10 protein-coding genes are annotated in these 13,626 nt (G+C 69.0%); 9 read left to right on the top strand and 1 reads right to left on the bottom strand.

Annotated features, from left to right (window positions below; all coding sequences use genetic code 11):
- The first annotated feature begins 60 nt into the window (after nucleotides 1–60).
- The 3 genes from A3M1_RS0115775 to A3M1_RS0115765 all read left to right on the top strand — a co-directional run bounded on the left by A3M1_RS0115775 (nucleotide 61) and on the right by A3M1_RS0115765 (nucleotide 4,265).
- Nucleotides 61–309, top strand: coding sequence for a hypothetical protein (locus A3M1_RS0115775; RefSeq protein WP_018389956.1), 249 nt, complete (start codon nucleotides 61–63; stop codon nucleotides 307–309).
- A 164-nt stretch (nucleotides 310–473) separates the two neighbouring features.
- Nucleotides 474–1,769, top strand: coding sequence for an isocitrate lyase (gene aceA, locus A3M1_RS0115770; protein WP_018389955.1), 1,296 nt, complete (start codon nucleotides 474–476; stop codon nucleotides 1,767–1,769).
- A 309-nt stretch (nucleotides 1,770–2,078) separates the two neighbouring features.
- Entirely contained in the window at nucleotides 2,079–4,265 is a 2,187-nt protein-coding gene (locus A3M1_RS0115765; protein ID WP_018389954.1) for a malate synthase G, read from the top strand.
- Between the two features lie 69 nt (nucleotides 4,266–4,334).
- On the opposite strand, the gene A3M1_RS0115760 is transcribed toward A3M1_RS0115765, so the two are convergent.
- A complete protein-coding gene (locus A3M1_RS0115760) occupies nucleotides 4,335–4,949 on the bottom strand; it encodes a nitroreductase (RefSeq protein WP_018389953.1) in 615 nt (204 codons plus the stop codon).
- Between the two features lie 177 nt (nucleotides 4,950–5,126).
- On the opposite strand from A3M1_RS0115760, the gene A3M1_RS0115755 reads away from it, so the two are divergent.
- The 6 genes from A3M1_RS0115755 (at nucleotide 5,127) to A3M1_RS0115730 (ending at nucleotide 13,578) form a co-directional block, all read left to right on the top strand.
- The gene (locus A3M1_RS0115755) at nucleotides 5,127–5,447 is read left to right on the top strand and encodes a GNAT family N-acetyltransferase (RefSeq protein WP_018389952.1); all 321 of its coding nucleotides are present in this window, start codon (nucleotides 5,127–5,129) and stop codon (nucleotides 5,445–5,447) included.
- A 179-nt stretch (nucleotides 5,448–5,626) separates the two neighbouring features.
- On the top strand, nucleotides 5,627–8,563 hold the full coding sequence (locus tag A3M1_RS0115750) for a DNA translocase FtsK (RefSeq protein WP_026221343.1): 2,937 nt from the start codon (nucleotides 5,627–5,629) through the stop codon (nucleotides 8,561–8,563).
- Between the two features lie 370 nt (nucleotides 8,564–8,933).
- Nucleotides 8,934–10,376, top strand: a complete 1,443-nt coding sequence (locus A3M1_RS0115745; protein WP_018389951.1) for an NAD-dependent succinate-semialdehyde dehydrogenase — start codon at nucleotides 8,934–8,936, stop codon at nucleotides 10,374–10,376.
- A 64-nt stretch (nucleotides 10,377–10,440) separates the two neighbouring features.
- Entirely contained in the window at nucleotides 10,441–11,277 is an 837-nt protein-coding gene (locus A3M1_RS0115740; protein ID WP_018389950.1) for a DMT family transporter, read from the top strand.
- Nucleotides 11,278–11,347: 70 nt separating this feature from the next.
- On the top strand, nucleotides 11,348–12,190 hold the full coding sequence (locus A3M1_RS0115735; protein ID WP_018389949.1) for an EamA family transporter: 843 nt from the start codon (nucleotides 11,348–11,350) through the stop codon (nucleotides 12,188–12,190).
- 41 nt (nucleotides 12,191–12,231) lie between these two features.
- On the top strand, nucleotides 12,232–13,578 hold the full coding sequence (locus A3M1_RS0115730; protein WP_245261693.1) for an ATP-dependent RecD-like DNA helicase: 1,347 nt from the start codon (nucleotides 12,232–12,234) through the stop codon (nucleotides 13,576–13,578).
- Nucleotides 13,579–13,626: the final 48 nt, after the last annotated feature.

The following is a 13,626-nucleotide window of genomic DNA, read 5'->3' as shown; positions in this document are numbered from 1 at the left end:
TCTTGCCTTTCGGTGTCGAGTGTTAAATCTTTACATCACACATCGCAGGGAGGAATTGACATGAGCCCCACCACAAGCCACGCCACCCCGGGCGAAGACGAATTCGTCACCATCATCGGCGGCGACGCCGAGGAGATCGGCCAGGTCTTCCGCGACCAGGGGCTGGCCGCCAAGGACTTCACCATCGTCCACCGCATCGGCCGCCACCGCATCGCCATGGCGCCCGGCCAGGACGACATGAGCGCCCTCGTCGGCGCGCTGCTCGGCGGGCGGCTGGTGGCGGCCACCTATGCGCGGCGCCCGCGCTAGAGGCATGGCCGCAAGACCGCGCTTCAGGCCGCACACCTTCAGGCTGCCCGACTTCAGGCCGTCCCGCTTCGAGGACGCGCGAAGCGGGTCGGCCGGCGCGGGAGCCGTCCCCTCCTCGGCCCCCGCGTCTCTCTCCCTTCCCGATCTCGCTGCAGGAAACGACCATGCTCGACCAGCTTCGCCCCACGCCCGACAGCTTCCCCGCCCCGCATTGGGCGCCGGAGCGCTGGCGGAACATCCATCGCAGCTACGCCCCCGCTGAGGTCGCCCGCCTCGCCGGCTCGCTGCGCATCGAACACACGCTCGCCACCCATGGCGCCCGCCGGCTGTGGGAACTGCTGCAGACGCAGGATTTCGTGCCGACCATGGGCACCTATACCGGCATCCAGGCGGTGCAGCAGGTGAAGGCCGGGCTGGAGGCGATCTATCTCTCCGGCTGGCAGGTGGCCGCCGATGGCAATTCGGCCGGCGACATGTATCCCGACCAGAGCCTCTACCCCGTTGACAGCGTCCCCGCCGTGGTCCGGCGCATCAACAAGGCGCTGATGCGCGCCGACCAGATCCAGACCATGGAGCGCGCGGACGGCGCCAAGGGCCCGGAGCACGACTATTTCGTGCCGATCATCGCCGATGCCGAAGCCGGCTTCGGCGGCCAGCTCAACGCCTATGAGCTGACCAAGGCGCTGATCGAGGCCGGTGCGGCGGCGGTGCATTTCGAGGACCAGCTGGCCTCGGAGAAGAAGTGCGGCCATCTCGGCGGCAAGGTTCTGGTGCCCACCCGCCAGTTCGTCCGCACGCTGAACGCGGCGCGGCTCGCCGCCGACGTGCTCGGCGTGCCCACCGTCATCATGGCCCGCACCGATGCGGAATCGGCCCGGCTCATCACCTCGGATGTCGACGAGCTGGACCGGCCCTTCATCACCGGCGAGCGCACGCAGGAAGGCTTCTACCGCTACAATGGTGGCTTCGAGGCCGGCATCGCCCGCGCCATCGCCTATGCGCCCTATGCCGATTTGCTGTGGTGCGAAACCTCGACGCCGAGCCTCGATGATGCCCGCCGCTTCGCCGAGGGCGTGCACCGGGTCCATCCGGGCAAGATGCTGGCCTATAACTGCTCGCCGTCCTTCAACTGGGCCAAGCACATGGACAAGGCTCAGATGAAGACCTTCCAGGCCGAGCTGGGGGCCATGGGCTACAAATACCAGTTCATCACGCTCGCCGGCTTCCACAACCAGTGCTTCACCACCTTCGAGCTGGCGCGGCGCTACCGGGAAGACGGCATGGCCGCCTATTCCGAGCTGCAGCAGCGCGAATTCGCGGCCGAGGCGCAGGGCTTCACCGCCACGCGCCATCAGCGCGAAGTGGGCACCAGCTATTTCGACGCCATCGCCACCGTGCTCAGCGAAGGCAGGAGCGCCACCACGGCGATGCAGGACTCGACGGAAACGGCGCAGTTCTGAGGGCTTGTCACCTCGGGGCGCGCATGCCGCGCGCCCGGCGGCGGTTCGGGGAGAGCCGCCGCCGTGGTCCGGCGAAGGCCGGGCGCCTCGGGGTGACGTTTTTGTCGTCCCCGGGGTGAGGTTTTTCATTTTCGCGCTGCAACGCAAACGCCTCACGAAGCGTTGACCTGCAAGGGTTCACCCCTTGCCGCACGTATAACTTCGACTATGTGCGATGTTGCGCCGCACTCGCACTTTTGTCTATTGGAAAGCACAGCTGTGCCGGTCGCTCGCGGCGACCGGCTTTCCGCTCGCGTGAAGGGACCCGTCATGAACTACACCGACCTTGCCGGCCTGAAGGTGGATTCCGCCCTTGTCGACTTCATCAACAAGGAGGCCATTCCCGGCACCGGGGTCGAGGTAGACGCCTTCTGGCAGAGCTTCGCCGGGATCGTGCGCGACTTCGCCCCGCGCAATGCGGAGCTGCTGGCGCGCCGCGACGAATTGCAGGCGCAGATCGACGCCTGGCACCGCACGCACCGCAACAAGCCGATCGACCCCGTCGCCTATGAGGTGTTCCTGGCCGAGATCGGCTATCTCCTCCCCGAGCCGGAAGCCTTCGAGGTCGTCACCGACAAGGTCGATGACGAACTCGCCCGCATTCCCGGCCCGCAGCTGGTGGTGCCCGTCACCAATGCCCGCTACGCGCTGAACGCCGCCAATGCCCGCTGGGGCAGCCTCTATGATGCGCTCTACGGCACCGACGCGCTGCCCGAGGACAAGGGCGCCAGCCGGTCCAACGGCTTCAACGCGGTGCGCGCCCAGCGCGTCATCGAGAGCGCCCGCGCCTTCCTTGACGACAGCGTGCCGCTGGCCGCCGGCAGCCATGCCGATGCCGTCGCCTACCGCGTCACAGAAGGCGCGCTGGAGGTCGAGCTCGCCTCCGGCACCCGCACCGGGCTGAAGGACGCCGCGCAATTCGCCGGCTTCGATGGCGCGGCCGAGGCGCCGTCCTCCGTGCTGCTGGTCAATCACGGCTTGCACATCGACATCGTCATCGACCGCAGCCACCGCATCGGCAAGACCGACGCGGCCGGCATCGCCGATATCGTCATCGAGGCGGCCGTGACCACGATCGTCGACTGCGAGGACAGCGTCGCGGCGGTGGACGCGCAGGACAAGGTGCTGGTCTATCGCAACTGGCTCGGCCTGATGTCCGGCACGCTCAGCGCCAGCTTCGCCAAGGGCCGCGAGACGGTGGAGCGCAGCCTCGCCGCCGATCGCCGCTACACCTCCGCCACCGGCGGCGAACTCACCCTGCACGGGCGCAGCCTGATGCTGGTGCGCAATGTCGGCCAGCACATGCTGACCGACGCGGTGCTCGACGAAGAGGGCCGGGAGATTCCCGAGGCCATTCTCGATGCCGCCGTCACCTCGCTGATCGCGCTGCACGACCTCAAGGGCCAGAGCGCGCTGCGCAACAGCCGCGCCGGCTCGGTCTATATCGTCAAGCCGAAGATGCACGGCCCGGAAGAGGTCGCCTTCGCGGTGGACCTGTTCGCCCGCGTCGAGCAGGCGCTGGGGCTGGATCTCAACACGCTGAAGATCGGCATCATGGACGAGGAGCGCCGCACCAGCGCCAACCTCTCCGCCTCGATCCGCGCCGCCCGCGAGCGGGTGGTGTTCATCAATACCGGCTTCCTCGACCGCACCGGCGACGAGATCCACACCTCGATGGAGGCAGGGCCGATGGTGCGCAAGAACGAGATGAAGGCGCAGGCCTGGATCAAGGCCTATGAGGACAACAATGTCGACGCGGGCCTTGCCGCCCATCTCGACGGCCATGGCCAGATCGGCAAGGGCATGTGGGCGATGCCCGACCGCATGGCCGACATGATCGCGCAGAAGGTCGCCCATCCGCTGGCCGGCGCCAACACCGCCTGGGTGCCCTCGCCCACCGCCGCCACGCTGCACGCGCTGCACTACCACAAGGTGGACGTTTTCAAGCGACAGGCGGAGCTGCGCCACCGCAAGCGCGCCGCCCGCCGCGACCTGCTCACCATCCCCGTGGTTGACCGCGGCAATTGGGACCCGGCCGATGTGCAGCAGGAGCTGGACAACAACATCCAGGGCATTCTCGGCTATGTCGTGCGCTGGGTGGACCAGGGGGTGGGCTGCTCCAAGGTGCCTGATATTCACGATGTCGGGCTGATGGAAGACCGCGCGACGCTGCGCATCTCCTCGCAGCACGTCGCCAACTGGCTGATGCACGGCGTGGTCACGGCCGAGCAGGTCGAGGAGACGCTGCGCCGCATGGCCAAGGTGGTCGACGGCCAGAACGCGGGCGACCCGGCCTATGTGCCGATGGCGCCGGCCTATGACGGCTTCGCCTTCCGCGCCGCCCGCGATTTGGTCTTCGAGGGCCGCGCCCAGCCGAACGGCTACACCGAATTCGTTCTCACCCGCCGCCGCCGCGAGGCCAAGCGCGCGCAGGCCGAGGCACAAGCCGCCGCCTGATTCATCGTTCGAGGAAACGCCAAAAACGCCAAGAAGAAAGGCCGTCCCGGTTCGCCGGGGCGGCCTTTTTCATGGCTGAGGCGGCGACCAGTGGGTGGTGAGCGCCGCCACATCCGGGCGCGGCCGGTCGGCGGGGGCGTCCTTGGCGGTTCCGATATGGAGGATGCCGGCGACCCGCTCGCCCTCCCCCACGCCCAGGATCGCCAGCGCCGCCTTGTGCGTCGCCGCCCAGCCCGTCACCCAGATGCCGTGGAAGCCCATGGCCGCCGCGCCGGTGAGCAGGTTCATGCAAGCCGCGCCGGCGGAAAGCTCCTGCTCGAAGGCGGGAATGGTGGCGCCGACCACCGGCCGGCTGACCACCACCACCGCCAGCGGGGCGGGAAACAGCCGTCCCATGATAGCGGCGAACTTCTCCCGCTTCTCCTCCGGCATATGCGCGTTGGTCTCGCGATAGGCCTGCGACAGCAGCGCGCCGATTTCGCCCCGCGCCGCGCCTGAGATGACGATGAACCGCCACGGCGCCAGCATGGCGTGATCGGGCACCCGGGCGGCGATGGCCAGCAGGCGGCGGGTCTGGTCGGCATCCGGCCCCGGCGCCTGCAGCCCGGCGGCGGCGACCGAGCGGCGGGTCTCCAGCAGCGTCAGCGCTTCGGGAGTGGGCAAACGGCGAGTGTGCGGGGTCATGAGCGCTCTCTTCCCTGCTGTGTGAGCTGCGCTATATCGGACCCTGCCGATAAATTCACCCCGCACGGCCAAACGGGGGCGACGCTGCGCCCGTTTTGGTCGACAATATCCCAGCGCCCGCACCTGACGCCAAACCAACCTCACGAACCTGAACCGGGCGCCGCCAAGGAGAAAATCATGAGCATGAACGGCGAAGTCCCGGTGCGCGACAACCGCGCCGCCGACCGCTTCGAGATCGAGCAGGACGGCCAGACCGCCATCGCGCAGTATATTCTCGCGCATGACCACATCATCTTCACCCACACCGAAGTGCCGCCGGAACTCGGCGGGCGCGGGCTCGCCACCAAGCTGGTCGAGGCCGGCCTCGCCAGCGCCCGCCAGCGCGGTCTCGCCGTGGTGCCGCGCTGCTCGGTGTTCGGCCGCTACATGATGAAGCACCCCGAGACGCATGACCTGATGCCGGCGGAAATCCGCGCCACGCTCGGCCTTCCGGTCTAACGCACCCGCTTTAGCCAGTGGAGAGACGCGCCGGTCTGCGCCTGTCGACGCGGGAAATCCCGCCGCTTCATACCGTTCGTTAACGCTGTGGGCCTAACCATATGGCACGGCCGCGACGGCGCCTTTCGCGCTTCGTCCGGCAGGCTCAACGGCAGTAGCGGCAAAGGTTCCAGCGTCCCATGCGTAATCCGGCGCGTCCCTCCGATCCGAATGCGGACAAGGCTTCCGAGTCGAAGGCGACCGCCCAGACTCATGTGTTCTCCCGCGCCAACCCGCAGGTGACGCACGCGCCACCCGCGCCCAAGGTACCGAAGACGGCCGCCGCCCCGGCGCCGCGCCCGCCGGCCGTGGCGCCGCAGCATGAAGTGGTGCCGAGCTGGCTGCAGCCTTTCACCATGCCGCCCAATACGCGCTTCACCCGCACGCCGGACTATCTGATGCGGCAGCCGCTTCCGGCACCGGTGCCGGAAGCGCCGGCCACCGATACCGCCATCGTGGCGCCGCCGCGCCCCTCGCAGACGCCGGTGCTGCGCGTGCCGCCGCGCAAGCCGCCGCTCGGCGCGGTGCCGAAGGCGCTGATCGCCGCCCATGCCCGGCGCGCGCTCTCCGCCCAGCCCGACATCGCCCCCACGGCTGTCGCGCCCGCCGCTTCCGTGCCCAACGTTGCCGCGCCCAACATTGCCGCGCCGCAGGCGCAGGCTCCGCTGACGCCGGCCGCGCCGGTGCCCGCCGCTCGCCCGGCCGCGCCGCCGGTCGCCTCGATGATCCAGTTCGGCTACGACACCCCGCCTGTCATCCCCGCCGCGCGCTCGGCCACCCGGGGCGCCAGCTGGGTGCCGGACGAGCAGTTCACCGCCGCCAATGACGTGGCAGCGCATGACGTGGCAGCCCACGATGTCGCGGCCCACGATGTCGCCGACATCTACGACCTCATTCCGCTGGAAGAGGGCGCCTATGAGGACGAGTTCCCGGAGGAGGAGCGCCTTCTCGCCGCGCGCTATGGCGCTGTGCGGGAGGCGCCGCTGGCTGGAGAGATGGCGCGGCAGGAAAGCCGAGCCGAGGCGCAGGACGCCGCCCCGGAATCCGTCGCGCTTCAATCCGCAGCTCCTCAGCCCGTCTTCGCGGCGGATGACGAACAGGATTTCGCTGAACAGGAATCGGACGAGCAGGAATCGGACGAGGATGCGTTCGCCGAACAGGATTTCGGCGACGACGAGGACGACGAGTTCGAGGAAGACGCCGCGGTCGAGGCGTTCTGGGCCGAAGACAGCGCCGCTCACCATGTCGCGGCCGAGCTTGCCGGCGACGACGCGCCGAGTGACGACAGCGCCGTCGCGGCCGACGCGCCCGCCGCCGTGCTGGGCGGCTTCTCCGGCTACAGCGTGAGCCCGGCCGAATTGTCGTTCTCCTGGCCGATGTTCGGCATGGTAGCCGTCGCACCGCCGGCCCCGGCCCCGGTGGCGCCGCCCGCGCCGGCCCCCGCCGCCGTTGCGCCTGTTGCGGCCGCGGTTGTCGCCCCGGTTGCCGCGCCCGCGCCTGTGCCCGCCCCGGCTCCCCGCGCCGCCCGTCCCGCCCCGCGCCCGGCCACCGAGGCCGGCGACGACTATGAGCTGCCGCCGCTGGAACTGCTCACCGAGCCCCCGGCCAACGAGCCCGACTACGAGCTGTCGGAAGAATTCCTCGACCGTAATTCGGTGAAGCTGCAGCAGGTGCTGCACGATTTCGGCGTGCGCGGCGAGATCATCGACGCCAATCCCGGCCCGGTCGTCACGCTGTATGAGCTGGAGCCGGCCCCCGGCATCAAGTCCAGCCGCGTCATCGGCCTGTCCGCCGACATCGCCCGCTCGATGAGCGCCATATCCGCCCGCGTCGCCGTGGTGGAAGGGCGTAACGTCATCGGCATCGAACTGCCCAACCAGCGCCGCGAGACGGTGTGGCTGCGCGAGATGCTGGCGAGCCATGAATTCGAGGCCGCCCGCGCCAAGCTCGGCATCGGGCTCGGCAAGACCATTGGCGGCGAGCCCGTCATCGTCGATCTCGCCCGCATGCCGCATCTGCTAGTCGCCGGCACCACCGGTTCGGGCAAGTCGGTCGCCATCAACACCATGATCCTCAGCCTGCTGTACCGGCACCGCCCGGACCAGTGCCGGCTGATCATGATCGACCCGAAAATGCTGGAACTCTCGGTCTATGAGGGCATTCCGCACCTTTTGACGCCGGTCGTCACCGACCCGAAGAAGGCCATCGTCGCCCTGAAATGGGCGGTGCGGGAGATGGAAGACCGCTACAAGAAGATGAGCCGCCTGGGCGTGCGCAATATTGACGGCTTCAACGCCCGCGTGGCGGAGGCCACCGCCAAGGGCGAGATCATCACCCGCACGGTGCAGAAGGGTTTCGACAAGGAGACCGGCGACCTGATCGAGGAGGAGGAGATCATGGATCTCGCCCCCCTCCCCTTCATCGTCATCGTCGTCGACGAAATGGCCGACCTGATGATGGTCGCCGGCAAGGAAATCGAAGGCGCCATCCAGCGCCTCGCCCAGATGGCGCGCGCCGCCGGCATCCACCTCATCATGGCCACCCAGCGCCCGAGCGTCGACGTCATCACCGGCACCATCAAGGCAAACTTCCCCACCCGGATTTCCTTCCAGGTGACCTCGAAGATCGACAGCCGCACCATCCTCGGCGAGATGGGCGCCGAGCAGCTGCTCGGCCAGGGCGACATGCTCTACATGGCCGGCGGCGGGCGGATTTCCCGCGTCCACGGGCCGTTCGTCTCCGACCAGGAGGTCGAGCGCGTGGTGGAGCATCTTAAGGGCCAGGCGCGGCCGGAATATCTCGAAGAGGTCACGGCCGAGGAGGACGAGGAGCCGGTCGCCGAGGACAGCGCGGTGTTCGACAAGTCGGCCATGGGTGCCGAGGATACCGGCGATCTCTACGATCAGGCGGTGGCCATTGTGCTGCGCGACAAGAAGGCCTCCACTTCCTACATTCAGCGCAGGCTGCAGATCGGCTATAACCGCGCTGCCTCGCTGATGGAGCGGATGGAAACTGAAGGCATTGTCGGCCCGGCGAACCATGCCGGCAAGCGCGACATCCTGCGCGAGACGCGCTGAGCCCCTCGCCCGGCCTCTCCGGCCGGGCATTCCTCACCGCCTGACGTCCCCGCTGTCGGCAGCTTCGGGCATCGCGGCCTGCGCCGGGAGAGGCCGGCGGGGCGCAGATGACGGAGCCGGCCGCAGGGGGCGAACAGGCCCCGCGCGCAAGCCCTGCGCGCTGCCGTAAGCGATGGCGGCAGTGCCGGCTTCTAGGCCGTTCTCTGGTGCAAGCTGCTGGCCCGCCTGAGCGCGTGGCCGCGCCACCTTCCTCGCCTGTGGCAGGCGGAAAATTGGATCCAATGAAGCTGCGGCCGCCCGACTTGCCCCTTTCCGTCCGGCGCCGGGGCGATTAGGTATGCCCGCACATCCTGTCGCGAAAGGTTCGGCCATGCCCCATTCCGTGTCCTACCCCGAGGTCCAGCTCTACATTGACGGCATCTGGCGCGGGGGCAGCGGTAGCCAGCCGGTGATCAACCCGGCGACAGAAGAGGCGATCGGCACGGTCGCCCATGCCAGCCGCGCCGATCTCGACGCCGCGCTCGCCGCCGCAGAGAAGGGCTTCGCCGTGTGGCGCCACACGCCGCCGCACGAGCGCTACAAGATCATGCGCAAGGCGGCCGAGCTCCTGCGCGAGCGGCATGAGACGATCTCGACCCTGATGACGATGGAGCAGGGCAAGCCGCTGCCCGAGGCGCGGATGGAAACGCTGGCCTCCGCCGACATCATCGACTGGTTCGCCGAGGAAGGCCGCCGGCAATATGGCCGGCTCATTCCCGCCCGCGCCGCCGGCGTGCAGCAGGCCGTCCACCGCGAGCCGGTGGGCGTCGTCGCCGCCTTCACCCCGTGGAACTTCCCGATCAACCAGGCGGTGCGCAAGGTGTCCGCTGCGCTGGCCGCCGGCTGCGCGGTCATTCTCAAGGGGCCGGAGGAGACCCCGGCGAGTTGCGCCGAGCTGGTGCGCGCCTATGCCGATGCCGGCGTGCCGGCAGGCGTGGTCAACCTCGTCTTCGGCGTGCCGGCGGAGATTTCGCAGTACCTGATCCCGCACCCGATCGTGAAGAAGATCTCCTTCACCGGCTCCACCGTGGTCGGCAAGCAACTGGCCGCGCTGGCCGGCGCGCATATGAAGCGCGTCACCATGGAACTGGGCGGCCATGCCCCGGCCGTGGTGTTCGAGGATGCCGACGTCGAAGTGGCGATCAAGCTGCTGTCGGGCGCCAAGTTCCGCAATGCCGGCCAGGTCTGCGTCTCGCCGACCCGCTTCCTCGTGCATGAGGACCTCTATGCCCGCTTCGTCGACGGCTTCACCGAGGCGGTGAAGGGCGTGAAGGTCGGCAACGGCCTGGACGAGGGCGTGCGTATGGGCCCGCTGGCCAATCCGCGCCGGGTCGAGGCGATGGAGGCGCTGACCGCCGACGCCCTCGCCAAGGGCGCCACCCTGCACACCGGCGGGGCGCGCATCGGCAATAAGGGCTATTTCTTCGAGCCGACCGTGCTCACCGGCCTGTCGGCGGATACGCGCATCCTCAATGAGGAGCCCTTCGGCCCGATCGTGCCGATCCAGTCCTTCACCTCGACCGAGGCGGTCATCGCCGAGGCCAACCGCCTGCCCTATGGCTTGGCGGCCTATGCCTACACCACCTCTTCCGCCCGCGCCGACGAGTTCGCCCGCCGGGTGGAAAGCGGCATGATCTCGATCAACCATCACGGCCTCGCCCTTCCCGAAGTGCCGTTCGGCGGCATCAAGGATTCCGGCTATGGCTCGGAAGGCGGCACCGAGGCGATGGAAGCCTATGTGAACACCAAGTTCGTGACCCAGCTCGGGGTCTGACACCGGCCTCGCCAGCGGCCGCGATGTGGGGTAACGACGTAGTGTCCCTCATCGCGGCCCTGCCATGGACCTTGCTGTTCTTCTCGTCGTGCTGCTGTCGGCCCTGCTTCAGGCCGGCTGGAACGTGCTGCTGAAGCTGCGGCTCGATCCGCTATCGGCGCTGATGCTGGTCGTGCTCGGCGGCGGCGCGGTGGCGCTGCCGGTCGCGCTCGCGCTTGGCCCGCCCGAACCGGCGCTGTGGCCGTGGATGGCGGGCTCGATGAGCGCGCATCTCGCCTTCTATGCCTGCCTCGTCGGCGCCTATGCCCGCGCCGATCTCGGCCTCGTCTATCCCGTCGCGCGCGGCGGCGCGCTGCTGATGACCGCCGGCGTCGCCATCCTGGTTCTGCACGAGCCGGTGCGCCCGATCGGCATCGCCGGCATCGCGTTGCTCTCGGCCAGCGTGCTGGTCACCGCCTGGCGCAGCCGGGGCGAGGCCTCGCAGGCCGCGGCCTTGGCGCTGGCGCTGGGCTCGGGCGTTGCTGTTACCGCCTATTCCCTCGTCGACGGCACCGCCGGCCGGATGGGGTCGCCGGCCATCTATACGGCGTGGCTGTTCGTCGGCGATGCCGTGTTGATTGCCGTCGGCCTAACGCTTTGGAAGGGTGCGGCCTTCCTGCACCCGGTGCGCCGGCATTGGGGGCTGGCGCTTATCGGCGGCGCCATGCTGTTCGTCAGCTATTGGCTGTGTGTCTGGGCGATGACGCGGGCGCCGATCAGCCTGGTGGCGGCGGTGCGCGAGGCCAGCGTACTGTTCGGCGCCGGCTTCGCCGTGCTGGTGCTGCAGGAGAAGCTGCGCCCCGAGCGCCTCCTCGCCGCCCTGCTGGTCGTCGCCGGCGTGACGCTGATCAAGCTGCATTGAGCTGATACTCCTCGGCAGCGCCTGCGGAATCGGCTAAAGCCCGGCCTCCTTTCTCCGGCCGGCCGTCCCCATGGAACCCAGCGTCTTCCTCGCCGTCATCGCCGCCGCGGCGATGCATGCCGGCTGGAACGCGGTGCTGAAGATACGGCTGGACCCGTTTCTCGCCGTGGTGCTGGTCAATGCCGCCTGCGGCCTCCTCGCTCTGCCGGTGGCGCTGTATCTCGGTCCGCCTGAGGCGCATGTGTGGCCGTGGATCGCGGCCTCGGTGGCTATCCACCTCGTCTATTACCTGACGCTGGCCGGCGCCTATCGCCGCGCCGATATGGGGCTGGTCTACCCGCTGGCGCGCGGCAGCGCCCCGCTGCTCACCACCATCCTCTCGGTGACTCTGGTGGGGGAGGCGGTGGACGCGCAGGGCTTTCTCGGGGTCGGGCTGCTGGCGCTCGGCATCCTGTCGATCGCCTGGCGGCGGGCTGGCGCTGCCGCCTTCGACCGGACGGCGCTGCGCCTCGCGCTGATGTGCGGGCTGTCGATCACCGCCTACACGCTGGTGGACGGGCTCGGTGCCCGCAGCGCCACCTCGCCGCATATCTACACCTCCTGGCTGTTCGTCGCCGACAGCGTCGTCATCACCCTGTTCGGCCTCGCCTGGAAGGGCCCGCGGGCGCTGGCGCCGACGCTCTCCTTCATCGGCCCCGGCCTTGCCGGCGGGGCGATGTCGCTCACCGCCTACTGGATCTCGATCTGGGCGATGACCAAGGCGCCGATCGGCCTCGTCGCGGCGGTGCGCGAATCCAGCGTGCTGTTCGGCGCGGTGATCGCCGTGGTGGTGCTGCATGAAAAGCTGCGCCCCGAACGGCTCGTGGCCGCCGCGCTCATCGTCGCCGGGCTGGTGCTGATCAAGCTGCATTGAGCGGTTTGGCCGGCGCCGCCCTCCTGTGCTCCATTGCGCCGATGAACGACAAAGCCGCGCTGCCGATTCGCCCCTCCCTCCCGGCCGAAGCCTTCGCCGGGCCGCTGGCACTGGTGGGCTCCGGCGCACCCGTCATCATGGTGCTCGGCGGCGCCGGCACGGGAAAGACCACCTTTCTGCACGCGCTGCGCAAGCATGGCGGCGGCAAGCAGGCGTTTCTCGCCCCCACAGGCGTGGCGGCGCTGCAGCTCGGCGGGCAGACCATCCATTCCTTCTTCGGCCTGCCGCCCCGGCTGATGGACCCCGACCAAGTGCGCCCGCGCAGCCCTAAGCGCACCCTGATGAAGAAGCTGGAGCGCCTCGTCATCGACGAGATCTCCATGGTGCGCGCCGATGTGCTTGATGCGGTGGACCGCAGCCTGCGGATCGCCCGCGGCAATCCCGAGCCCTTCGGCGGGGTGCAGGTGGTGCTGGTCGGCGATTTCCTGCAATTGCCGCCCGTCGTGCCGCAGGCCGAGCGCGAAATCCTCGGCCATCTCGGCTATGAGGGCCCCTTCGCCTTCGACGCGCGGGTGCTGCGCGAGGTGGAGCCGGCGCGCCTGCCCTTCCTGACCGTCTACCGCCAGACCGACGACGCCTTTGTCGGCCATCTCGCTGAGCTGCGCACCGGCCGCTACATCGCCGACGCCATCGCCGCCATCAACACCGCCTCGCACCGGGACCATCGGCCCGGCCGCATCCCGGTCGTGCTGGCGCCGACCAATGCGCGGGTCGATGCCTATAACCGGCGCGGCATGGAAGCGCTCTATGATGACGGCCGACTGTTCGAGGGCAAGAGCGAGGGCGAGTTCGACCTCGCCAATGATCGGCTGCCGGTACCGGAGACGCTGGCGCTGAAGGTGGGGGCGCGGGTGATGACGGTGCGCAATCATCCCGAGCGGCAATGGGTCAACGGCTCGGTCGGCACCATCACCGGCCTGGCCCCGGACCGCGCCTATGTCCGGCTCGACGGCGCCGGCATCGTCGAGATCGAGCGCACCAGTTGGGAGCGCATCCGCTACGATTGGGACGAGGCGACGGGCAAGGTCGCGGCCAAGGTGGTGGGCACCTATACCCAGCTTCCCCTCGTGCCCGCCTGGGCGGTGACGGTGCACAAGGCGCAGGGGCTGACTCTGGAGGATGTGCGGATCGACTTCGACGCCGGCGCCTTCGCCGCCGGCCAGGCCTATGTCGCCCTCTCGCGCGCCCGCTCGCTGGAAGGCCTCTCGCTGGCCCGCCCGCTGCGCGCCTCCGACATCCGCATCGACCGCCGCGTCGCCGCCTTCACCGCCGCCTTCGAGAGTGGCGGCACGCTGATGACGGCTGCGCGGGGGATGGACGACGACTGACCCTTTACATATTCCTACATTGTCCATAGATTACTCTCCAACAGGAGA

This window comes from Ancylobacter sp. FA202 (genome assembly GCF_000380205.1).
In the GTDB taxonomy this organism is placed as follows: domain Bacteria; phylum Pseudomonadota; class Alphaproteobacteria; order Rhizobiales; family Xanthobacteraceae; genus Ancylobacter.
Note: the sequence above shows the minus strand (reverse complement) of the source record. Positions and strands in the feature narration are given on the sequence as shown.

What these genes read in the sequence shown, in the direction of transcription:
- A3M1_RS0115730 (WP_245261693.1), top strand. Translation starts at nt 12,232, where the DNA reads ATGAACGACAAAGCCGCGCTGCCGATTCGCCCCTCCCTCCCGGCCGAA.
- A3M1_RS0115775 (WP_018389956.1), top strand. Translation starts at nt 61, where the DNA reads ATGAGCCCCACCACAAGCCACGCCACCCCGGGCGAAGACGAATTCGTC.
- aceA (WP_018389955.1), top strand. Translation starts at nt 474, where the DNA reads ATGCTCGACCAGCTTCGCCCCACGCCCGACAGCTTCCCCGCCCCGCAT.
- A3M1_RS0115740 (WP_018389950.1), top strand. Translation starts at nt 10,441, where the DNA reads ATGGACCTTGCTGTTCTTCTCGTCGTGCTGCTGTCGGCCCTGCTTCAG.
- A3M1_RS0115735 (WP_018389949.1), top strand. Translation starts at nt 11,348, where the DNA reads ATGGAACCCAGCGTCTTCCTCGCCGTCATCGCCGCCGCGGCGATGCAT.
- A3M1_RS0115760 (WP_018389953.1), bottom strand. Translation starts at nt 4,949, where the DNA reads ATGACCCCGCACACTCGCCGTTTGCCCACTCCCGAAGCGCTGACGCTG.
- A3M1_RS0115755 (WP_018389952.1), top strand. Translation starts at nt 5,127, where the DNA reads ATGAGCATGAACGGCGAAGTCCCGGTGCGCGACAACCGCGCCGCCGAC.
- A3M1_RS0115745 (WP_018389951.1), top strand. Translation starts at nt 8,934, where the DNA reads ATGCCCCATTCCGTGTCCTACCCCGAGGTCCAGCTCTACATTGACGGC.
- A3M1_RS0115750 (WP_026221343.1), top strand. Translation starts at nt 5,627, where the DNA reads ATGCGTAATCCGGCGCGTCCCTCCGATCCGAATGCGGACAAGGCTTCC.
- A3M1_RS0115765 (WP_018389954.1), top strand. Translation starts at nt 2,079, where the DNA reads ATGAACTACACCGACCTTGCCGGCCTGAAGGTGGATTCCGCCCTTGTC.